Origin of the sequence: Pedobacter sp. MC2016-15 (assembly GCF_026239695.1) — a bacterium.
Taxonomy (GTDB): Bacteria; Bacteroidota; Bacteroidia; order Sphingobacteriales; family Sphingobacteriaceae; genus Pedobacter.
The window spans coordinates 410470-432758 of record NZ_JAPIVS010000004.1; the positions used below are offsets into that span (position 1 = coordinate 410470).

Below are 22289 nucleotides of genomic sequence, written 5' to 3' on the forward strand. Positions count from 1 at the left end.
ATTTTTTCTATGACCATTTCTGTCTGGAGATACAGCCATTTAGCTTTGGCTGTATCTTCTTTTCTATTACTTACGCTTGCCGCAATTACCGGGATTATCCTGTCCTTTGAACCTGTTGCTGCAGAATTTCAGTCGTACCGAGTAGATGGATTTGATAAGATTACCCTTAATCAGACGCTGCCGCTGCTGAGGCAAAAGTATCAAGGCATCACAGAGATCAAAATTAACCCGAAAGGCTTTGTGGAGATCAAAGGCACAGATGATCAGGGCGGGGACCTGCTCAGTTACGTGGATCCTATCCATGCAAAAAGATTAGGGGTCCCGCAGCAGCAGACCGAGTTTTTTCAGTGGGTAACAGGATTGCACCGCTCGCTCTTTCTACATGAAACGGGCAGGTTTTTTATAGGTTTAACAGCTTTCCTGCTGCTGCTCATCACGGTTTCGGGTATTATCCTGCTTATCCAGCGGCAGCGAGGGATCAGACGCTTTTTTACGAAGATCACGCGCGACAGCTTTGCGCAGTACTACCATGTGATGCTCAGCCGCTGGTCGCTGGTTCCGGTCTTCGTCATTGCCCTCAGTGGTACCTACCTGTCAATGGTCAGGTTTGAGTTACTGAATGTAAAGACGGAATCACCGAAAGTCGACTTTGATGCGATCCGTACAGAACCAGTCAGAAAGGACGTAGATTTTGAGGTGTTCAAAGGAATACATCTGTCAGAAGTTGAATCCGTTGAGTTCCCCTTTTCGGAAGATGCCGAGGATTACTACACGCTGAAGCTAAAGACCGGCGAACTGGCGGTTAACCAGGTTACGGGGGATCTGCTAGGAGAAACACATTATCCTGCTGCGGTATCCCTGGCCAATCTCAGCCTCAACCTACATACCGGCCGGGCCAGTGGTCTATGGGCCTTTATTCTTGCTGCAGCTTCGGTCAATATCTTGTTTTTTATCTATTCCGGCTTTGCCATTACGCTAAAACGGAGATCCAACCGAACGCGCAATACCCATAAGGCTGAAGAGAGTAAGTTTATTATCCTGGTAGGCTCTGAAAATGGAAGTACCTACGGTTTTGCTGCTGCGATACACAGGCAATTACTCAGAGCAGGGGAGAAGTCATTTATTACCGAGCTCAATAATTATACGGTTTTTCCAAAGGCAACGCATTTTATTATAGTTACTGCAACCTATGGACTTGGTGATCCGCCAGCCAATGCTACGAAATTTATGGCGTTGCTGGAAAAACATCCACAACAGCAGCAGATACACTACTCTGTACTGGGTCTCGGCTCTCATGCCTATCCTGATTTCTGCAAGTTCGCCTTCAGTGTAAACCTGTTGTTGTCTGCACAGGAATGGGCGAAGCCCCTTACAGATATTCATACGGTGAACGACAAATCTCCGGAAGATTTTAGTTTATGGGCAGAAGCCTGGTCGCAGCAGTCGGGTGTTCAGATTGCGGTATCCCCGGAACTTTATGCCAGTAAAAAAGCTTTGCAAAAACTGAAAGTGCTGGGCAATAGTCCCCAGGATGTCGCTGCAGGAGATACCTTTATGTTAAACCTGCATCCCGGCAGGAGCAAACGCGTCACTTCCGGCGATCTGCTGGCAATTTATCCGGCTAACGATCACCGTGAGCGTCTGTATTCCATCGCAGTAATCAATAAACAGATCCAGCTTCATGTGAAACTACACGCAGAGGGTTTGGGTTCCGGGTATTTACAAAGACTTCAACCCGGGCAGAAGATCTCCGCAAGGATCATCAATAATACACACTTCCATTTCCCTGCAGAGGCAGCAGCGGTAGTGATGATCTCTAACGGAACAGGTATTGCACCGTTTCTGGGGATGATTAGTCAGAACAGCAGGCAGATTCCTTGTCACCTGTATTGCGGCTTTCGCGAGTTTGCATCTTACTCAAACTATCAGCCGATGCTGGAAGAGAGTAAGTCAGCTCAGAAAGTCCTGAATCTAAACCCTGCTTTTTCACGCGAGGGAGGCAGACAGTATGTGAACGACCTGGTGGAAAGGGATGCCACGATGATCGCTGAAGTGCTGGCAGCCAGTGGTGTCATCATGATTTGTGGTTCTCTGGCCATGCAAAAGGATGTCATGGAAACACTGGAAAAGATTTGTCAGCTCAAAAGCCAGCAGAGTGTAAGTCATTATGAATCCCGCGGCCAGATCCTGACAGATTGTTACTGATTTTTCTTCCGGATCTTCAATTCCGGAGAGGAGATAAATTGTCCCCCCTCAGTAATCAGGATATAGCGGTACTCAGGATATCTTTTGATAAAGCTGAGTGCTGCATCCTTTCCCAGAACCATCATGGAGGTGCTGAAACCGTTTGCTGTTTCTGTACTCGGACCTACAATGGTCACGCTGGTTAATCCCGTAACGGGATATCCTGTGACAGGATTAATGATGTGCGAGTAACGTTTACCATTAAACATTACAAATTTCTCATAGCTTCCAGAGGTCACCACTGAGCTTTCCCGCAGAGGGAGAGTTGCGATCAGTTTGTCATTGTTCATGGGATCCGTAATGCCAATCGTCCAGGGCTTGCCATCCGGCTGTGTACCCCAGCTGCTGATATCACCGGAACCATTGACAATGCCTGCCCTGATGCCTTTTTTTAGCATCATTTCTCGACATTGATCTGCCGCGTAGCCTTCTCCCAATGCCCCAAAACCAATCTTCATTCCCTTTAGTTTCAGAAATACAGTTGAGTTAGCGCTGTCGAGAATAATGTTTTTGTAGCCTACTTTTTCCACTGATTTCCTGATCAGCTCTGCTGAAGGCATCGTGTCCATAGAACCGTCAAATTTCCAGATGCGGTCCATGGCTGCAAAGCTAATATCAAATGCGCCGCCGGTACTTTCAGAGAGCTGAATCGCCCTTGCTGTCAGTGCAAAAACTTCGGGGTCCACCTTTACGGGTTTGATCCCTGCATTGGAGTTTACCTGAGATACCTGCGAGGCAGGCTTCCAGTCAGAAATGAGGTACTCAATCCGCGAAACCTCCTGGATGACGGTATCAATATTTTGCTCGGCCCTGAGGGAATCTCCGGCAACGATCGTAATCTGCCAGCGGCTGCCCATCAGCATGGTTGTTCTTTTACGCAAAACCTGTGCACTGGTATTGATAACCAGGCTTATGAAAATCATCAGAAACAGTAACCTCATCAAAAAATAAATTTTGGTAAATATATCATTCTATACCCTTCAATGTCTCAAAATGAAGTTAATGTTTGTTTGTACTACTAATTTAGTAGTCTTTATTAAGAATTTAATTATCTTCGTGTCATCTGATTTATGTTCTTTCCAATTCAAACCATAAACCCATCTAAATTAACATTTCCTTTATGAAAATGATAAGGACTCTGGGCGTACTGTGTCTTGTAGGTTACTCGGCATCTTACGCACAAAATGCAACCATCAAAGGCTTTACAGCCGCATCTTCAGCAAATCAATCGCAAACTGAGCAGCAGTTTGACCAGCAGCTCAGCAATGTAAACGTAGGTCAGTATGTGAAAGAACTTTCTGCACACCCTCATCATCTCGGCTCCGCAGGAGGGAAAGCTGTAGCCCAGGCGGTGCTGCAGAAATTTAAAGAATATGGCTGGGATGCAAAGATCGAGACCTATCAGGTGTTATTTCCAACCCCAAAGACCAGGTTGCTTGAACTTACTTACCCTACAAAGTATACGGCCCAATTAAAAGAGCCTGCCTTTGCAGAAGATGCTACCTCCGGACAGGAAGGGCAATTACCAACTTACAACGCCTGGGGTGCCGATGGTGATGTCAGTGGCGAGCTCGTGTTTGTCAACTATGGCCTGCCTGATGATTACCTTAAACTTGAAAAGCTGGGGATAGATGTCAAAGGAAAAATTGTAATCGCGAAATACGGTCGCTCATGGCGGGGGATCAAACCCAAGGTAGCTTACGAGCATGGTGCTATAGGGTGTATCATTTACTCAGACCCTAAAGATGACGGTTTTTACCAGGGTGAAGTCTATCCTAAAGGTCCCTTCAAAAATGACCAGACGGTACAGCGGGGCTCAGTGATGGATATGGTGATCTACCCTGGCGACCCGCTCACGCCAAATATAGGCGCCACGGCAAAGGCTAAAAGACTGGATAGAGCTGATGCAAAAACGATCCTGAAAATTCCTGTATTGCCGATCAGTTATGGCGATGCATTGCCATTGTTGTCAGCATTGGGTGGCCCTGTGGCACCTGCTGAATGGCGTGGCGCACTGCCGATCACCTATCATGTAGGCCCGGGAAAAGCAAAAGTTCATTTGAAGATAGAACACAACTGGGATCTGGTGCCTGCATATAATGTGATTGCCAAAATCAAGGGCAGCCAGTATCCCAATCAATGGGTGATCAGGGGCAATCACCATGATGCCTGGGTAAACGGTGCCAGTGACCCGGTGAGTGGTCTGGCGGCCGAGCTGGAAGAGGCACGGGCCATAGGTTTACTGGTTAAGGGAGGGTACAAACCTAAGCGAACCCTGGTTTATTGTGTATGGGACGGCGAAGAGCCATCTTTACTGGGCTCCACGGAGTGGGTAGAGGACCATGCGCAGGAACTCTCTGAAAAAGCTGTTGCCTATATCAACTCTGATGGCAATGGTCGTGGCTTCCTGGAAGCTGGTGGCTCGCATGCCCTGGAAAATTTCACCAGTGAGATTGCAAAAGATGTGAAAGATCCTTTAACAGGTGTATCTGTTTTTGAGCGTAAAAGAGCTAAGGAAGCCTTGAATGCAAGCTCAGCAAAAGCACAGAAAACAGCACTGACAAAAGACACGCTGACACTCTCTGCACTGGGAACGGGTTCTGACTACTCGGCATTTTTACAACACCTGGGTATTCCATCGCTCAATCTGTGTTATGGTGGTGAAGATGCGGGAGGGGATTACCACTCCATTTACGACTCCTATGATGATTATGTACGTTTCAAAGACAGCACTTTTGTCTATGGCGTGGCGCTGGCAAAAACTGCAGGCCGTGCGGTCTTACGTTTGGCAGATGCCGAAGTTTTACCTTTCGATTTTGTGAACCTGAGCGGGGTAATCAGCCAGTATGAAACTGAGATCAAACAGCTGGCCGACCAGATGCGGGAGAAGTACAGTACCGACAATCAGCTGATTGCAAGCAATATTTACCAGCTGGCCGCAGACCCAAAAGAAAAATTCACTGCTCCTGTTAAAAATCCTGAAGTACCGGCATTCGATTTCAGTGCTTTCGATCAGGCTCTGTCACGACTAAAAATATCCGCGGTGAAACTGAACGAAACAAGCACAAAGGCATTGGCCGATCCTAAACTGGCATCTGCTTTTAATAAGACGGTTTATCAGGCTGAAAAAAGCTTGCTGATTTCGGCTGGATTACCGAAGCGCCCATGGTACCGTCACAGCATTTATGCACCGGGATTTTATACAGGATATGGGGTAAAAACCCTGCCGGGAATCAGAGAGGCGATCGAACAGCATAACTGGGAAGAAGCTAAACAACAGATCAGTGCAGCACAGCAGGTGATCGATCAGCTCAGTAAACAACTCGAAAATATTGCACTGGGACAATAGAACGTAACCGGGAGACATGTACTTATCCTGTATTAGTTCGTTATTTAGACTATTTAAAAATAATTTTGTTTACTGGTAAATTAGCCTTTACTTTGTGACCGAAAATATTCTTAATTAAACTTAATGAGCTAATGCAAAAACAACTACTTTCTTTCATTTTATTGGTATTTATAAATATTCAGTTATTTGCCCAGGATACAGGAAGGATCAGAGGTCGGGTGACTACCGCTGATGGTACCGTTGCCGAGGGAGTAACGGTGAAACTGAAAGGCACAACGTATGGTGCTGTAACAGACGAAGATGGGACTTATACTATTCATAAAGTTCCAACCGGCGGATATATTATAGTGGTATCTGCAGTGGGTCTGTATCCCAAAGAAAAACAGGTTACGGTAACAAAAGGTACCGTGATTTCCGACTTCTCGCTGAATGAGAATTTGTCACAACTAAAGGACGTTCAGATTTCCAGCAACAAAAAATACAAAGTGGAAACAACTTCTCCATCATTACGCCAGCAGACTAAATTACTGGAGCTGCCACAGAACATCAGGGTAGTTACCAACCAGGTGATGGCAGATCAGATGGTTTTTGATGTTGTGGATGGCGTAACCAGAAACGTGAGTGGAGCTGTAAGGGTTGGTCACTGGGATGCGCAGTATGCGAATATCTTTATGCGTGGTTTTTCTATTCCGGCATTCCGTAACGGGATGAACCTGAAAACACCATGGGGCCCCCTGGCAGATGATGCTGCAACAATTGAGCGCATAGAGTTTGTAAAAGGTCCTTCAGGATTCATGATGGCCAATGGCGAACCGGGTGGTATCTATAATGTAGTGACCAAAAAACCTACAGGAACAAACAAAAGCTCTGTGTCTATGAGCGCCGGCGGTTATAATCTTTATCGTGGAGCCGTAGATTTGGATACCAAACTGACAACTGATGGAAAACTGTTGATGCGTTTAAACCTGGCAGCACAGTCGAAAGGAAGTTTCAATAAGTACAACTACAACGATAAATATGTAATTGCACCGGTGATCAGTTACCAGATTGACAGCAATACGAAATTTACAGCAGAATATACCCATCAGCATGTGGAAGCGCAAGCTTTAGGAAACTATGGGTTTTCTCCAAGAGGATATGGTGATACCGCGCCTAGCTTCTTCCTTGGAGACCCTTCACTGGATCCGGCTAAGCTAAATGACCATAACGTTACCTTGTACCTGAATCACAAGCTGAATAAAGACTGGACTTTCAATGCCCAGGTTGCTTATCTGAACTATGAACTGAAAGGTGGTACGCCATGGCCTTCTTCGATTGCAGCCAATGGCGATATGAAAAGAGCGCTGAACATCAGCGAAGAGCTGGCAATCAATAAAAATGTGCAGATGTACCTGCAGGGACAAGTAGTGACAGGTCCTGTAACGCACAGAATTTTGGGTGGACTGGATATGGGTAACCTGAAAACATGGGGAGATTTCTCTTCTTCAGGTATCCCGGATCTGAAGTTGCCTAATGGCCAGGTATTCAATATTTACAATCCAATTTATGGTATTGCACCTGGCGATATCCCGGTATTCAACAGATCAACAAGCATTCAGAACCGTTCAGGAGCAAATGTTTATGCAACCAATACGACATACACGGGAGCTTATTTGCAGGATGAACTGCGATTCCTGCAGGAAAAATTACGCTTAACATTAGCGGGTAGGTTCACACATGCAAACACTGTCGGTAAAACCAACGCCGCAGAGATGTCAGATAATAAATTTACGCCAAGAGTAGGTTTAAGTTATTCTATTACGAATAATTTCTCGGTGTACTCTCTGTACGATCAGGCATTCATTCCGCAATCTCAGGCATCACGCTCTGCAACAGGAGCTACCTTTAAACCTGTTACAGGAAATAATATTGAAGTTGGTTTAAAGAAAGACTGGTTTGACGGAAAATGGAACTCTACATTTGCGGCCTACAAGATCACAAAGAAAAATGTGCTGACACCTGATCCGGCTTATCCTTTGGGTGATCCTAACAACTTTATGGTGCAGTTGGGTGAAGTGGAATCAAAGGGTATAGAATTTGACCTGGTAGGGGAAGTTGCCAAAGGTTTAGACCTGACCTTAAACTATGCCTATACAGATCCGAAAGTAACTAACGACGAAAACAAAGATCCGGCAAGAAACGCTGAAGGTACTTACCTGGCCAATGCTTCTAAACATATTACCAATGGTTGGTTATCATACAGATTCAGAAATACAAATTCTTTCCTAAACGGATTCGGACTTGCTGGTGGTTACCAGATGCAGTTTAAACGTTATACAGGATCAGGACCAACACAAACAATGCTGCCTGATTATGTACGCTTTGATGCAGGTATCAACTATGCAAAAGGTAAGTTCAGCATCTCTGCTTTGATGAATAACCTGCTTGACCGCAGATTGCTGACTCAGGGTTCTTATACTAAACTTGCTGCAGAAACAGCGACCTCAGTTTCTTACTACACCTATATCTATGATATCCCAAGAAACGTGAGGCTTACGGCTAAATACGAATTTTAAAATTTCACACCATATAAAAACTACAGGCCGGGAGATTCTTCCGGCCTTTTTTATTTATCCCCCTTACCGGTTCTGAATAACGTTTTCCGCAACAACATCATCCCATTGGTCAGCCGTCGCTTCTTTGTGAAGACAGGGATACTCAGCACAGCAAGCAAAGCTATAGCTGAAGTCGTACCTACTGCACCGCCATACCCCGTAAAAAACTTGCTGGTATTGAGATAAATGAGGCAAAAGAGAAGTCCTGCGATACCCATCAGAAAGTAGTTGGATAAGATCCTGTAAGAAACCATGCCGATAAAGGACCCCCCAATAAATACCACCGGAATGTTCTTTGTAAGGTAACTGTCCAGCATATTTGGGAAGCAGTAGAACAATAAAGCGACCAGAAGCGATAGCAGTGCAGATGCGCGTACCGGCCCCTGTCTGAGTTCTTCATTTACATAAAATGTGATGATGGGACTGATAAAGCTGACAGCAAACAGGATCAGGAAATTATACATAGGATGCGATCAGGAAAAAGAGAAAAGATGTAAGCACCACACCGGCAAAAGCAAGCGTACCCAGCTTACCACCTACACCGGCAAACAGGTTTTTAGACACGATCAGCAAACCTGCAGTGAAAATGCTTGCCGTGGTAATAAACGTGAAATTTGGGGCTACGCCGGAGCTCGACATGCCAATGAAGGCCCCGCAATACAGTGCTGCAGGTAATTGCTGCAGGTAATGTGAATTTTTTCTTAAATTAGGAACGAAGGAGGCTGCGGTGCCTACGAGGGCAGCAGATAGTACAGGTCCAAACCTCAGAAAATGGTTGAGATAAAAGGTGATTAGCGCCCCTGCAGGTATCCATAAAACCACTAGTATATGCTCATAAGCATGATCCCTGTGGTGGATTTTTCCGCGCAGATAAGTCAGCAATACCAGGATGGAAAGCACTGTCAGTAATGCTACAATCCATATGGAATGCGTGTTTTCCTTGAATATTTCCGATAGAAATATCAGCTGTATCACCAGCAGAAAGAAAATAAAAATAGTTCTGACGGTTTTGTGCCTCTTCATATTTCTAATTTTCCGCAAAGATACAGATGATATCCCTAAAACAGTGCTGAAAGGAAGATGTTATGCTATTGATCTGGTCGGTTCTGTTCTGGTTTTTCTTCATTTGTATAGCATACCTTCTTCGGGTATGATTTGCTATTGACCAACACCTAACAGGGGTTTAACAGGGTGTTGACAGGGTGTTGACAGGCTCAAATTACCTTTTGAGCCTGTCAACACCCTATTAAACCCCTGTAATCAACCCTTGGACACCGAATGTAAACCGGACAAATGCCAAATAAAGGACCTCTAAATTGCGGGCAGAATATTATCAATACAAGTCGGAGATACTTTCAGTCTATTTCTTAGCAACACGGTATAACCTTCCGCTGTCGGTAACGGCATATAAGGCGCCATCCTTCCCAACGGTCAGCGCACGGAAGCGTTCGCCTTCAGATTTCAGCAGCCTCTCTTCGCCCACAACTTTGTTGTTTTTGATGACCAGTCGCGCAATGTGCATACTGCTCAGACCTCCTACAAACAGATTACCTTTCCACTCCGGGATCACATTGCTATTGTAAAATACGATCCCTGAAGGAGAGAGTACAGGGTCCCAGTAATACACGGGTTGCTGTACACCTTCTTTCTGCTGTATTCCTGCGCCCACCTTATCGCCGCTGTACTCCAGACCATAGGTTACTACCGGCCAGCCGTAATTTTTTCCGCGACGGATAATATTGATTTCATCTCCACCCCGCGGACCGAATTCTGATTCCCATAACTCGCCGGTTGCGGGGTTGATGGCCAGACCCTCAGGACTTCTCAATCCAAGGGCAAAAATTTCCGGTTTTGCATTGGGTGTATTGGCAAATGGTCCCCCGGGTACCGGTTTTCCGGCTTTGGTAATATGGATCACCTTTCCGATCGCCGCGTCCAGTGCCTGTGCCTTCATGCGGATGTCAGATCCTGAACGTTCGCCGGTAGTGACAAAAAGATCTCCGTTTTTATCAAATACAATGCGGGATCCAAACTGCAGGCTTCCCTTGTACGCCGGTGTGGCGCGGTAGATCACCTGGATGTTTTCCACTTTACTTTCATCTGCTGAGAGCTTTCCTTTTGCAATAGCGAGGAGCGTACCACCTGTCGTCTGCTCAGAATAATCCCAGTAGATCATCCTGTTTGTCGCGAATTGCGGGTCAAGAGCCACGTCGAGCAGTCCCCCTTGTCCGTCGGGAACTACCTCCGGCAGGCCAGTGATATTTTTAACAGTTTTCCCGGCAGCGTTTACGATGCACATAGTGCCCATCTTTTGCGTAATCAGGAAGCGGCCATCGGGCAGGGGAGCGATTGCCCAGGGGTGCTCTAACGTTTTACTTAAAATAACAACGGAATACGGAGTTTTGGTTTTTACTCCTGCTACCCGGGTTTGTCCGGCGAAAGCAGGTTTATACTTTGTATTGGCGGCCTGTGTTTCCACGGGCGGGAGCGACTGCGCGTTTACGGATGGTATATTCATCAGGCCTGCAGATAAAAAGGCCAGAGCGGTAGCATAAAAAGCCGGAACTTTAGTACGGATCGATTGAATCATGATAATCAATTTGAATTTAAATATACATTATTTCATTTTCAATTGGCAAGAGATTTTATTGCATTGCCGGCTTATCTCCGGGCTAATGGCTTCAGATTCGCAGGTTTTGCATAAAAAGCATATATTTGTTCTAACTTATTAATATGCTTATACATACCTTAAAAATAAGTTTACTGGCAGTATTATGCTCAGTAATCAGTTTTGCTGCAGATGCACAGAAAGTTCAGGAACCACAAAATCTGTCTCCTGAGTGGTCTCAGCCCTATGCCCCCTTTCGGATTGCGGGTAATCTCTATTATGTTGGAACTTACGACCTTGCCTGTTATTTGGTGACTACACCAAAAGGCCATATCCTGATCAATACCGGGCTGGCAGCTTCGGCAAAGACGATTAAAGCCAGTGTCGAAGCCCTTGGATTTAAGTTTGCTGATATAAAGATTCTGCTGACCACCCAGGCGCACTACGATCATATGGGAGCGATGGCGGCCATCAAAAAGATGACCGGTGCTACAATGATGGCGGATGAAAAAGATGCACAGGTGATGGCAGATGGCGGTAGTTCTGATTATGCCCTGGGGGGAGCTGGTAAAACGTATCAGCCACTTAAAGCTGATCGGTTGCTGCATGATAAAGATACAGTTATACTGGCGGATATGAATCTGGTGATGCTGCATCACCCCGGGCATACCAAAGGTTCATGCAGCTTTCTTTTTGATGTGAAGGATAAAGAGCGCTCTTACAAAGTGCTGATAGCCAATATGCCAAGCATTGTGACGGAGAAAAAATTCTCTGAAGTAACAGCTTATCCGGAGATCGAAGCAGATTACGCTTACACATTCAGTCAAATGAAAACATTATCATTTGATATTTGGTTGTCTTCTCATGCGAGCCAGTTTGGATTGCACAAGAAACATCAGCCGGGGGATGCATACCGTCCTTCAGCCTTTATGGAGCGGGCAGGTTACGACGCTGCGCTCAGGGATTTACAGCTTCAATATGATAAAAAAATAGCCCATTGATATTTATTTTCTGAACTACTAAGGGTATTTCGCGGGCAGCGTGTTTTAACATTAATAAATCCTCATTCATGATACAAAAGAGTTACCTGTCGTTAATCCTATTCCTATGCCTGTGTTCCCAGGCTATTGCACAACAAAAATTCACCGTCAGTGGTACCATCAGGGACGCTGCAACCGGAGAAACCCTGATCGGCGCCACGGTGAAAATCCAGAACGCTACGCAGTCTTTTGGTACTTCCTGTAATGCTTATGGTTTCTACTCCCTCTCTGGCAACAGCGGAGATTATGAGATGATCGTTAGCTATACCGGTTATGAAACTTATACCAAAAAGATTTCTTTGAATGCGCCGCTGAAACTGAATATAGAACTCGGTTCGGGCAAAGGCGATCTGAATGAAGTGGTCATTACATCCAAAAACCGTAAAAATGAAAATGTCCGCAGTCCGCAGATGGGGTTGGACAAGCTTGATATGAAATCTCTTGATAACCTGCCTGTGCTTTTCGGCGAGAAAGATGTGCTCAAAACTATCCAGCTGCTGCCAGGGGTAAAAGCTGGCGGGGAAGGCAATACTGGCTTTTTCGTAAGGGGTGGAGCCGCAGATCAGAACCTGATCCTGCTGGATGAAGCTGTTGTATATAACTCCTCGCACTTACTTGGCTTTTTCTCTACCTTCAATGGAGATGCCATTAAGGATGTGAGTTTGTATAAGGGAGGGATGCCGGCACAATATGGCGGCCGCCTTTCATCGGTGCTCGATGTGAAGATGCAGGATGGTAATAACAAGGAGTTTGCTGCTGAAGGCGGTATCGGACTGATCGCTTCGCGTATCAAAGTGGAAGGACCAATAGTAAAAGATAAGGGTTCATTTATGCTGAGTGCCAGAAGAACTTATATCGATCTGTTATTAAAAGCATCTCCCGATTCTTCACTCAACGGCAATACCCTGAATTTTTATGATATCAATGCCAAGTTGAATTATAAGTTCAATGATAAGAATACGATTTATGCTTCGGGCTATTTCGGGCAGGACAACATCGGTATCAAAGACTTGTTTGCGAACGACTGGGGAAATACCACGGCTACCATTCGTTTAAACCATGTGTTTAACGATAAGCTATTCTCCAATACTTCCTTCATCTACAACAAATACCATTATGCGGTGGAGCTGCTGGATGCAGATAACAATGCCCGCGTGACTTCGATGATCCGCGACTATAACCTGAAGGAAGACCTGCAGTATTACAGCAATAAACACGTGATCAGGTTTGGTGTGCAGGCGATACATCACCGCATTGCACCCTCAGATATCACCACCAGCGGTAATTCAAGTTTTAATCCTTTAGCGGTTGAGAACAGATATGGACTGGAACTTGCAGGTTACGTTTCTGACGAATGGGCACTGACCGACAAATTCAATATTCTTTACGGGGTACGTCTGAGTTCATTCTCCTTACTGGGTCCTGGTGCTTTCAATACCTATAACAGTGCCGGAGAAATCTCTTCAACCGTTAACAGGGGTAAGGGCGACTTTGTAAAAACTTATATCTATCCTGAACCACGTTTCTCCGCCAGCTATAGCCTCACAGATGAAACTTCGATCAAAGCTTCCTATAACAGGAATACGCAGAATATCCACATCCTGACCAATGCCAATACGGGATCACCTACAGATCAGTATGTGATGAGCAGTAACAATATCAAACCGGAGCTGGCAGATCAGGTGGCCATGGGATATTTCAGAAACAGCAAAGATAATTCCCTGCAGTTTTCCGGAGAGGTATACTATAAATGGATGCAAAACCAGATCGACTACAGGGATGGAGCTGAACTGATTGCCAATGCTACTGTTGAATCAGAACTGTTGTATGGTACCGGCCGCGCTTACGGTCTCGAGCTGTATGCTAAAAAGACGAAGGGCAAACTGACCGGCTGGATCAGTTATACCTTGTCAAAAACTGAACGTAAGATTGATGGTATCAATAACGGAAATTACTACAACGCCAGACAGGACAGAACACATGACCTTGCCGTCGTAGGGATATATAACCTGAACCCGCGCTGGACATTCTCTGCAAATTATATTTACAGTACCGGTAATGCGGTGACTTACCCGGCAGGGAAATACAGCGTGGGTGGCTTAACAACATATTATTACACCGAACGTAATGCCAACAGGATGCCTTATACAGGCAGGCTGGATCTGAGTGCTACACTCAAAGCAAAAGAAACCAAAATATATCAGTCGAGCTGGAGTTTTGGGGTTTACAATGCGCTCAACCGCAAGAACCCATATTCTATACAGTTCAGGGATAAAAAGAACGATCCTACGCAAACTGAAGCTGTACAAACCAGCTTGTTTGGCATCATTCCATCTGTTACGTATAACTTCAAATTCTAATCGCCATGCTGACATACAAATTCTTATCAAAATATATATCTTACACCGTTCTCTCTCTGCTCATTCTGATCACTTTTGCTTCCTGTGAAAAGGTCATTGATGTAAAACTCGATACGTCTGCCAATCAGATTGTTATTGAAGGAAACATCACCGACAGACTGGGCGTACAAACGGTTACTATAAACGAATCTGTTCCCTACACCAACAGCAATACTTATCCTGCGATAACCGGGGCACAGGTGACTGTGACAGATGATAATAACCGCTCCTGGACTTTCACAGAAACCAAACCGGGAACATATACGGTGAACTCCATGAGGGCCGAAACCGGACGTACTTATACCCTGAGGGTAGTATCAAAAAATGTCACCTACACTGCTAAATCTACACTGCAGCGCTTGGTGAGACTCAATTCCCTGAGCACCAAAATTATCAGTTTTGGCGGGGACGATTTAAAGATTGTAGAAGTACATTTTAAGGATCCTGCCGACCAGGTGAATCAGTACCGTTGGATAATGAAAGTAAATGGGGTACAGATCAAAGCTGTATTTGCTGATAACGATCGCCTCACCAATGGTAATGACGTGAACAATCCGCTATTTTTCGATGATGATACCAATGAAGAACTGAAAACGGGTGACGCAGTGGAAGTGGAAATGCAGTGTATAGACAAAGATGTATTCACGTACTGGTATACCTTGAGTCAGCAAACCCAGAACGGCCCGGGTGGGGGTGTAACACCTGGAAATCCGCCTTCAAATATTGACAACAATGCACTGGGATATTTCAGTGTGCATACTACGCAAAGAAGAACGTTAAAGGTGCAATAAGGCCGCAATAGTATAAAAGTAAAGGGTTATCAGTTAATTATTGACAACCCTTTTTTTATTACAGGTCGTATTCCTTTTCAACCACTGACATGATCAGTTCTTTGACGGTTATACCCTTTTGTGCACCCATAATTTTTAAAGCTTTCAAAGCGCTTTTTTTCATGCGCAGGGGGTAGGTTACAATTTCTTCTTCAGCCGGTGCAGCTGGTTTTGTTTCCTTTTTAGGGCTTTCTTTCAGAGGAGAATTGAACAGGGCTGATACTCCACCTAAATTCTTATTGTTATCCTCGATATCACCCAGGTTTTTCTTTGCCATAATCTTTATATTTTAACTAAAATCTCCTCTACCAGATTTGAATAATCTACTGCGCCGTTAGAGGTTGGTGCATATTCAAAAACATCTATTCCTTTCAGCTGTGCTTCTACCAGGGCCACGTTGATTCTGATGGAAGTATCAAATAACTTATCATCAAAATATTTTTTGATACTGCCAGTGATCTGTTCAGTGATCACCCTTCTTGGGTTGATCTTGGTGATAAACACACCCCCGATAGTCAGCGCTTCATTGTAATGCGTCCTTACATCAGAGATAATGGATACTAGCCTGTCGATTCCCCTGTAGGCAAAATATTCAGCCTCTAAAGGAATCATTACCGTGTCTGCTGCAACCAGTGCATTTACGGTGAGCATTCCCAGTGCAGGTGCACAGTCGATCAGTACATAATCATATTTTCCGGCCAGCGGTTTCAGCAATCTTTTCAGGATGGTCTCTCTTCCTAAACGTGATACCAGTTCGATTTCGGCACCCAAAAGATCGAGAGAGGAAGGAATGATATCCAGATACTCGGAGACGTTGGTTACCGGAAGCGGAGTATCATTTTTTATACTGTCATAGATAGATGTTTCTACATCCCTCAGTCCGAGTCCTTCAGTTAAGTTTGATTGCGGGTCGATATCAACCAGCAGAGTTTTCTTTTTTAAACGTGCTAATCCGGCGCCAATATTCAGCGCTGAAGTTGTTTTTCCTGTGCCGCCTTTATGGTTTATAACAGCTATAATCTTCATATCTATATATCTTTATACAAGGGCGCAATGATACAAAGATATTTTAATATTTAGACTGCCTGTTTTTCTCTTCAATCCAGAGAGAAAGGTACTTACTGCTGTTTAAAGCGTGATAATGAAGGATTTGCCCAACAAAATGAGCATTGCGGTGTGTGGATAAATTTCCGGATAATTCCTTCAGTTTCTCCAGAAAGAGGATTGTCCATGTAGATTTTTTATAACGCTGATTGATAATTTTAACACCGTTATTCCGAGCTGTTGACCATAGATCCTCATCCTTGTATAATTTAACAGACTGATCGATAAAGTCTTCCGTATCATCGGCTATTGCCCCGTTCCAGTCCAGCTTTCCACGCATCGCCTCTGCACCTGCGGAGCTGGTTACCGTAGGCGTTCCTGTCTGCATCGCATCGATAAATTTACCCTTTACGCCTGCTCCAAACTGAATGGGTGCCAGCAATATTCTGTGTGCTGCAATAGCCTGCCGCGCATCTTTGGCACGACCATGTACCAGGAAATTCTCCTTTGGATTATGATATTGCATGACCTTTTGCGAGGAGTAGGCACCATAGATATGGAGTACCACCCCCGGCAATCTCTTACGCAGTTCTGGCCATATACTTTTCTTGAGTACCTGCAGCGTATGCCAGTTGGGTTCATGCAGGAAATTACCTATAAACACGAATCCTTCGCGCTCTTCAAAAGCTTTCCAGGTAAGCACTTCTTTTAGTGTCAGTCCTTCCTCCAGAAAGGGAAGGTAATAGAGCAGGTCCTCACTGATCTTAAACTGCTCCTGGAGGATATCCATCTCCACTTCAGAAATGATCAGGGAGAGGTCGCAACGCAGGATTGATGCAATCTCACGCTTGGCTGTATCGGTATATAAATTCAGGGGAAGGCCGGTATTTACAGCCTCCTGTCTTGCGTATCGTAAGAAATGGAGATCCTCAGTATCTAAAATCCGCATCGCATCAGGGCATTCCTGCTGTACCCGCCATCCATATTGTTCTTCAGAGACGAAGCGGTCAAAGAGCACGACATCAGGCATCATTTCCTTCACAAAAGTATTAAAGCTTTCATCATTCAGCCTGATTTCCTTTTCCTGCACACCGATTTCCTGCAAAGGATAGCTGAACTCAGATTTGAGTGCTGCGGAAGCGAAAAACACCTCATATGCAGCCTCATGAAACAACTCTGCCAGCTGGATAATTCTGGTGCCGGCAGCGGATGAACCGGGCTCCGGCCATACCAATCCAATGATGAGGATTCTCTTTTTGTTCATTCGTCTAAATTATTACTAATTTTGCGAAGGAAGAATTATTCAGATACACATGCTTGGATTAAAATTATTGACGGACCCCCGCTGGGCAAACATTGCAGAATCTAACCTCGAGGAAATCCTGACTGACCATGCATGGTGTGAGCAGAAAGCGGCCACCAATGCCATCACTTTAATCACGCAAAATTCTGAACACATGGACCTCGTGGAGGAGCTGACAGCCATCGCCATTGAGGAGATGCAGCATTTCCAGATGGTGGTTGACATTATCAAACAACGTGGGTATACCCTGGGACGAGAACGTAAAGATGATTACGTGGGCCGGCTGGTCAAATTTAACCGCAGGGATGGCAGCAGGAATTCTGCTTTTATAGACCGGCTGTTATTTGCAGCGATGATCGAAGCCAGGAGCTGCGAACGCTTCCGTGTGTTATCACAAAATATCAAAGACGCCGAACTGGCTAAATTCTATCATAATCTGATGGTTTCAGAAGCTGGACATTATACGACTTTCCTCAACTTTGCCCGTAAATATACGATCGATATTGATGTGGATAAAAGGTGGAAAGAGTGGCTGGAATTTGAAGGTGAACTCATCCAGAGTTACGGCAACAAACAGGCTATTCACGGCTAAAATCTATTTTCTCTAATTTCCCCCTTTCGCATACTGCTAAATCGTGTGAGTTAAAACATCTATTTGTGTTTTGGTAAATTTTAAACATTTGTCAGCAATTTATATACCTGTAAATTAGCTAATTGACTATTTATTCATAATAGTTCTAAATATAGTTTTGAATTATTCTAAATAATACCCTTCTTTGTAAAGAAAATTTGTAGCAATATATTGCTCCTGTCAGTGCATTTTATTTCGTGCTGATTACCGCTTTTTATTGTCTTTTTCTCAGGCAACCAAATATTTTACCAGTACCAGCATTCAAAGACTCTATTCTATAATTTACCTGTTATTAAATAAGACCATATGCTTACAATCAATCTGGCGGAGGAAAACTTAAATCTTTTATTCGACGAAGATCCGCTGAAGGACATCTTTCATCATGACAATACAGAGGAGTACCTGGATGCGGTAGGGAAAGTTAGCCAGGCCGTCAAACGTTTCCTGGATACTAACAAAAAACCTTTCAGTGGGGTAAGTCCCGCACAGCTCCGGCCATTATTCGCAAATGTAGATCTGGACAGTCCTTTGATGGACTACAGGGCGCTCCTGAACGAAGTTGAGCTTTTGTATACCAGTCACGCTGTTTCATTTCATCATCCTGAATACATTGCCCACCTCAATTGCCCCCTGGTGATCCCCGCAATAGCTGCGGAGGTGATGATTTCATCTATCAACTCGTCCCTGGACACCTGGGATCAGAGCGCAGGGGGGACGCTGATGGAACAAAAGCTGATCGAATGGACTTGTAAGGAGATCGGCTATGCAAAAGAATCCGACGGGATTTTTACCAGTGGGGGTACCCAGAGTAACCTGATGGGACTACTGCTGGCCAGGGATCATTTTTCGCTGACGCACCTGCAGCACAATATCAAACTGAACGGATTACCACCCGAAGCCTCCAGGTTCAGGATATTCGTTTCTGAAATGGCCCATTTCAGTATCCAGAAAAATGCCTCTCTGCTGGGACTGGGTGAAAAATCTGTGATCAAAATAAAGACAGACCGGAGTTTCAGGATGAACTCCATCCTGCTGGAAGATGCCATCCGGCAGGAGCTGGCTGCAGGAAATATTCCCATCGCAGTAGTAGGCACAGCAGGAACTACAGATTTTGGAAATATCGATCCCCTGAAAGAAATTGGCAGGTTAACTGCAAAATATAATCTGTGGTATCATGTAGACGCCGCTTATGGCTGTGGACTGCTGCTGACCAGCAAATACCGGAGTCTGATCAACGGCATCGAACTGGCACATTCTGTTACGGTAGATTACCATAAGTCGTTTTTTCAGCCCGTAAGCAGCGGGGCTTTTCTGGTAAAAGACAGAACGCTGTTCAACCTGATCACGCATCATGCGGATTACCTGAATCCCAAGGATCATGACCATGACGGACTACCCAATCAGGTCAACAAATCCATCCAGACAACCAGGCGTTTCGATGCGCTGAAGCTCTGGTTTACCCTCAGGCTGATGGGCAAGGTTAAGCTGGGCGGTTATTTTGAAACGATTATCCAGACAGCAGCTGACATTGCCGCCCTGCTACAGGCAGACCCCGCATTTGAACTGATGAACGAATCTGATATCAGTGCGCTGGTGTTCAGGTACAACCCCAGAAACAGTAGTGCCGACCTCTGCAAGATGAACCAGTTTATCAAAAAAAGTATGTTCAATGGGGGCGAAGCACTGGTTGCAGGTACCAAAATCAACAAGGCTTTTTATCTCAAATTTACTTTGCTCAATCCGCTCACCACAGTTGATCACGTTAAAAATATCTTCAAAATCATCAAACAACATGGAAACGAATACTTACAGTTTAACAAAACTACAGCAGATTTCAGAAGAAATTAATTTCAATGCGCTACTGAACAGTTACTGCAGGGAATTTACCAACTGGAGCCGTTATATCGGGAAACCAAAATATGATGAACCGCTGGCGGCATACCTGGGAGGAACGGAGCATGACCTGCACATCCGCTTTGATTTTTCAGGCCAGGGCTTTGAAGTGTTTGCCCCGCTGAAGCACTATGCTGAAAGCGGACGCCACCTCTTTGATTTTCCTGTCGCAGAACGCAACCTGCAAACAGATGAATTCAGGCCGGTTGATCCAATGCGCTTTATGGAGCTGGTGATCATGTATGCGCATGATGAGTTTCCTGAAATACATCAGGATCTGGTGCGGGGGCGTCTCCTCAATAGCATTGATAATATGAATTTATACCTTGACTACATCAACCGCACAGGGAAAAATGTCAATGCTGTGCGAATGAATTTTATAGAAACGGAGCAATCGCTGGTGCTGGGACATTATGCGCATCCGCTGCCAAAGGGCAGAATGGGTTTCAAAAATGAAGCAGAGCTGATGCTGTATTCACCCGAAACCGCGGGGCAGTTTCAACTTGCCTATTTTTTAATAGCTCCGGGAAATGTAAACGAACAAAATGCCGAAGGCTTTCCTGTCACTGATGTTTTCAGGGAAGAGTTAACGCAATATGTGTCGGCCGACCAGCCTCTGCTGGATCTGCTGAGCCGGCATCCGGGATATAAGGTAGTGCCCATGCATCCCTGGGAAGCGAAATACCTGCTCCGATTACCTGAAGTAGGAGAGATGGAGGAGGAAGGTTTACTTTATAGTCTGGGTAGCTGGGGTCCAATGTATACGGCTACTTCATCGGTGCGAACGGTTTATAACCGGGAGAGCGACTGGATGTTTAAGTTTTCCCTGCATGTAAAGATCACTAACTCTGAGCGTGTAAACCTCTTGCGCGAACTACACCGGGGCTACGATGTAAGCCGCCTGTTGAAAAAAGAGCTGGGAGTATCGCTAAAAAAAGAATATCCGGAAATAGAATTGATCACGGACCCTGCTTTTATCACGGTATCCCATCAGGGAAAGCTGATCAATGGCTTCAATACCAGCATCAGGCACAATGTATTTAAGGGCGAGGCTGCTGATAAAAACGTCACCTTACTCGCTGCACTTTGCCAGGACGGGGTGTTGGGCCAGGAGCCCAGGATTGTCAATGTGATCCGTGCGGCTGCAGAACAAAAGAACAAACCTCTGGAGCAGGTGGCCATAAACTGGTTTAAGCAATATCTTCATATTTGTGTAGGTCCCATTATCGGGATCTTCAATAAGTACGGGATGGCCTTTGAATTTCACCAGCAAAATGTACTGGTGGAACTGGACAGCCAGAATTTCCCTGCTAAACTTTATTTCAGGGATAACCAGGGCTTCTTCTTCAGAGAAGGCAAATCCGAGGAGCTGCTGAGCTATCTGCCTGACCTGGCTGATCAGAGCGGGGCTATTGTGCCTGATGACTATATCCTGCCGAAGTACACGTACTATCTTCTGATCAATAACCTGATGGGGATTGTGAATGCGCTGGGCTGTAACGGGCTGGCGGATGAGCGGGAACTGATCGATCTGGTGTACCTTGAGTTTAAACAATATGAGGATAATGATACCACGGGTCTCGTAGATTATGTGATCAACAGCCGTAGCTGGCAGGTGAAAGGTAACCTGCTCACCAATTTGCATAATATTGACGAAGCCAGTGCTCCCATTGATAACCCTGCGATATACAGGGATTATCCAAATCCGCTGAGCAGATACTTCTTCTGTGATAACCTGATAAAACCCCAGACCAAAGAGATCCTGTACAGCAGGTATTTCCCGAAAGAGGAGATTACGATTACGCTGCGCTCTTTTGATATCGACAGGGATCTGGAAATGGTGCACGACTGGTTTAACCAGGAGCATGCCAAGCCGATATGGAAAATGGATGGGCCGATCAGAGAGCTGGAGCTGTTTTACCGCACGCTGATCCCAAGTGATCATTCGCATAGTTTTATCGGGGAGGTGAACGGTGTACCGACATTCACGATGGAGCCGTACTGGCCGATGAGGGAATCTGTGGGTGCTTATTATGATGCGCTGCCAACAGATTATGGCTCTCACCTGCTGATCGCACCTACTGATAAGGACAAAAAGTTCAGCTTCCCCTGTGGGCAGGTGCTGATGGATTGGGTATTTCTGCAGCCTGTTGTAGGTAAATGTATCGGTGAGGCAGCGGTAGAATCCAGAGCGATGCACATTTTTACGACACGCCTTGGATTTAAGTATCAGCAGGTGCTGAAGATGCCACATAAAGATGCAAATCTGACTTTCTGCTACCGCGACTGGTACTGGGAGAAATTCCCTGAGAGCAAAGAGGTAAACCTGACAGGGCAGATGGAAGACGTTTAAT

At 45.2% G+C, this 22289-nt stretch carries 16 protein-coding genes; 9 read left to right on the forward strand and 7 right to left on the reverse strand.

What is annotated here, in order from left to right; translation table 11 throughout:
- Positions 1-9: 9 nt before the first annotated feature.
- Positions 10-2205, forward strand: coding sequence for a PepSY domain-containing protein (locus OQY15_RS14470; RefSeq protein ID WP_265792503.1), 2196 nt, complete (start codon positions 10-12; stop codon positions 2203-2205).
- Here OQY15_RS14470 and OQY15_RS14475 read toward each other — a convergent pair.
- The gene (locus OQY15_RS14475; protein WP_265792504.1) at positions 2199-3167 is read right to left on the reverse strand and encodes an FAD:protein FMN transferase; all 969 of its coding nucleotides are present in this window, start codon (positions 3165-3167) and stop codon (positions 2199-2201) included. The genes OQY15_RS14470 and OQY15_RS14475 overlap by 7 nt on opposite strands.
- Before the next feature lie 197 nt (positions 3168-3364).
- Here OQY15_RS14475 and OQY15_RS14480 point away from each other — a divergent pair, with 197 nt between their 5' ends.
- Positions 3365-5593: a transferrin receptor-like dimerization domain-containing protein gene (locus tag OQY15_RS14480; protein ID WP_265792505.1), complete on the forward strand. Its 2229-nt coding sequence runs from the start codon at positions 3365-3367 to the stop codon at positions 5591-5593.
- 131 nt (positions 5594-5724) lie between these two features.
- A complete protein-coding gene (locus OQY15_RS14485) occupies positions 5725-8148 on the forward strand; it encodes a TonB-dependent receptor (protein ID WP_265792506.1) in 2424 nt (807 codons plus the stop codon).
- Positions 8149-8198: 50 nt separating this feature from the next.
- On the opposite strand, the gene OQY15_RS14490 is transcribed toward OQY15_RS14485, so the two are convergent.
- The 3 genes from OQY15_RS14490 to OQY15_RS14500 all read right to left on the reverse strand — a co-directional run bounded on the left by OQY15_RS14490 (position 8199) and on the right by OQY15_RS14500 (position 10777).
- The gene (locus OQY15_RS14490) at positions 8199-8651 is read right to left on the reverse strand and encodes a hypothetical protein (RefSeq protein WP_265792507.1); all 453 of its coding nucleotides are present in this window, start codon (positions 8649-8651) and stop codon (positions 8199-8201) included.
- Positions 8644-9210 (reverse strand): hypothetical protein, encoded by a 567-nt coding sequence (locus tag OQY15_RS14495; RefSeq protein ID WP_265792508.1) that lies wholly within the window; start codon positions 9208-9210, stop codon positions 8644-8646. The genes OQY15_RS14490 and OQY15_RS14495 overlap by 8 nt, the downstream gene beginning before the upstream one ends.
- A 337-nt stretch (positions 9211-9547) precedes the next feature.
- Complete coding sequence (locus OQY15_RS14500) at positions 9548-10777, reverse strand: PQQ-dependent sugar dehydrogenase (RefSeq protein WP_265792509.1); 1230 nt, start codon at positions 10775-10777, stop codon at positions 9548-9550.
- A 143-nt stretch (positions 10778-10920) separates the two neighbouring features.
- Here OQY15_RS14500 and bla point away from each other — a divergent pair, with 143 nt between their 5' ends.
- The 3 genes from bla to OQY15_RS14515 all read left to right on the forward strand — a co-directional run bounded on the left by bla (position 10921) and on the right by OQY15_RS14515 (position 15025).
- Positions 10921-11796 carry a subclass B3 metallo-beta-lactamase gene (bla, locus tag OQY15_RS14505; RefSeq protein WP_265792510.1) on the forward strand — a complete coding sequence of 292 codons (876 nt, stop codon included), beginning with the start codon at positions 10921-10923 and terminating at the stop codon, positions 11794-11796.
- 68 nt (positions 11797-11864) lie between these two features.
- Positions 11865-14195, forward strand: a complete 2331-nt coding sequence (locus OQY15_RS14510) for a TonB-dependent receptor (protein WP_265792512.1) — start codon at positions 11865-11867, stop codon at positions 14193-14195.
- 5 nt (positions 14196-14200) lie between these two features.
- On the forward strand, positions 14201-15025 hold the full coding sequence (locus OQY15_RS14515; RefSeq protein WP_265792513.1) for a DUF4249 domain-containing protein: 825 nt from the start codon (positions 14201-14203) through the stop codon (positions 15023-15025).
- A 58-nt stretch (positions 15026-15083) separates the two neighbouring features.
- On the opposite strand, the gene OQY15_RS14520 is transcribed toward OQY15_RS14515, so the two are convergent.
- The 3 genes from OQY15_RS14520 to OQY15_RS14530 are packed head-to-tail and all read right to left on the reverse strand — an operon-like array spanning position 15084 to position 17372.
- Positions 15084-15341, reverse strand: coding sequence for a hypothetical protein (locus OQY15_RS14520; RefSeq protein WP_265792514.1), 258 nt, complete (start codon positions 15339-15341; stop codon positions 15084-15086).
- Positions 15342-15346: 5 nt separating this feature from the next.
- The gene (locus OQY15_RS14525) at positions 15347-16090 is read right to left on the reverse strand and encodes a ParA family protein (RefSeq protein ID WP_265792515.1); all 744 of its coding nucleotides are present in this window, start codon (positions 16088-16090) and stop codon (positions 15347-15349) included.
- A 43-nt stretch (positions 16091-16133) separates the two neighbouring features.
- Positions 16134-17372 (reverse strand): glycosyltransferase, encoded by a 1239-nt coding sequence (locus OQY15_RS14530; RefSeq protein ID WP_265792517.1) that lies wholly within the window; start codon positions 17370-17372, stop codon positions 16134-16136.
- Positions 17373-17421: 49 nt separating this feature from the next.
- Here OQY15_RS14530 and OQY15_RS14535 point away from each other — a divergent pair, with 49 nt between their 5' ends.
- The 3 genes from OQY15_RS14535 (at position 17422) to OQY15_RS14545 (ending at position 22288) form a co-directional block, all read left to right on the forward strand.
- A complete protein-coding gene (locus OQY15_RS14535) occupies positions 17422-18003 on the forward strand; it encodes a tRNA-(ms[2]io[6]A)-hydroxylase (RefSeq protein ID WP_265792519.1) in 582 nt (193 codons plus the stop codon).
- A gap of 345 nt (positions 18004-18348) precedes the next feature.
- The gene (locus OQY15_RS14540; RefSeq protein WP_265792520.1) at positions 18349-19890 is read left to right on the forward strand and encodes an aspartate aminotransferase family protein; all 1542 of its coding nucleotides are present in this window, start codon (positions 18349-18351) and stop codon (positions 19888-19890) included.
- Positions 19835-22288 (forward strand): GNAT family N-acetyltransferase, encoded by a 2454-nt coding sequence (locus OQY15_RS14545; RefSeq protein WP_265792521.1) that lies wholly within the window; start codon positions 19835-19837, stop codon positions 22286-22288. Before OQY15_RS14540 ends, OQY15_RS14545 begins: the two co-directional genes overlap by 56 nt.
- The last annotated feature ends 1 nt before the right edge of the window (position 22289 follow it).

Bases quoted from the DNA above. Each gene is read 5' to 3' on its own strand.
- OQY15_RS14485 (WP_265792506.1), top strand. From the start codon at position 5,725: ATGCAAAAACAACTACTTTCTTTCATTTTATTGGTATTTATAAATATT.
- OQY15_RS14540 (WP_265792520.1), top strand. From the start codon at position 18,349: ATGCTTACAATCAATCTGGCGGAGGAAAACTTAAATCTTTTATTCGAC.
- OQY15_RS14470 (WP_265792503.1), top strand. From the start codon at position 10: ATGACCATTTCTGTCTGGAGATACAGCCATTTAGCTTTGGCTGTATCT.
- OQY15_RS14520 (WP_265792514.1), bottom strand. From the start codon at position 15,341: ATGGCAAAGAAAAACCTGGGTGATATCGAGGATAACAATAAGAATTTA.
- OQY15_RS14530 (WP_265792517.1), bottom strand. From the start codon at position 17,372: ATGAACAAAAAGAGAATCCTCATCATTGGATTGGTATGGCCGGAGCCC.
- OQY15_RS14500 (WP_265792509.1), bottom strand. From the start codon at position 10,777: ATGATTCAATCGATCCGTACTAAAGTTCCGGCTTTTTATGCTACCGCT.
- OQY15_RS14535 (WP_265792519.1), top strand. From the start codon at position 17,422: ATGCTTGGATTAAAATTATTGACGGACCCCCGCTGGGCAAACATTGCA.
- OQY15_RS14475 (WP_265792504.1), bottom strand. From the start codon at position 3,167: ATGATTTTCATAAGCCTGGTTATCAATACCAGTGCACAGGTTTTGCGT.
- OQY15_RS14490 (WP_265792507.1), bottom strand. From the start codon at position 8,651: ATGTATAATTTCCTGATCCTGTTTGCTGTCAGCTTTATCAGTCCCATC.
- OQY15_RS14515 (WP_265792513.1), top strand. From the start codon at position 14,201: ATGCTGACATACAAATTCTTATCAAAATATATATCTTACACCGTTCTC.
- OQY15_RS14495 (WP_265792508.1), bottom strand. From the start codon at position 9,210: ATGAAGAGGCACAAAACCGTCAGAACTATTTTTATTTTCTTTCTGCTG.
- OQY15_RS14525 (WP_265792515.1), bottom strand. From the start codon at position 16,090: ATGAAGATTATAGCTGTTATAAACCATAAAGGCGGCACAGGAAAAACA.
- OQY15_RS14545 (WP_265792521.1), top strand. From the start codon at position 19,835: ATGGAAACGAATACTTACAGTTTAACAAAACTACAGCAGATTTCAGAA.
- OQY15_RS14510 (WP_265792512.1), top strand. From the start codon at position 11,865: ATGATACAAAAGAGTTACCTGTCGTTAATCCTATTCCTATGCCTGTGT.
- OQY15_RS14480 (WP_265792505.1), top strand. From the start codon at position 3,365: ATGAAAATGATAAGGACTCTGGGCGTACTGTGTCTTGTAGGTTACTCG.
- bla (WP_265792510.1), top strand. From the start codon at position 10,921: ATGCTTATACATACCTTAAAAATAAGTTTACTGGCAGTATTATGCTCA.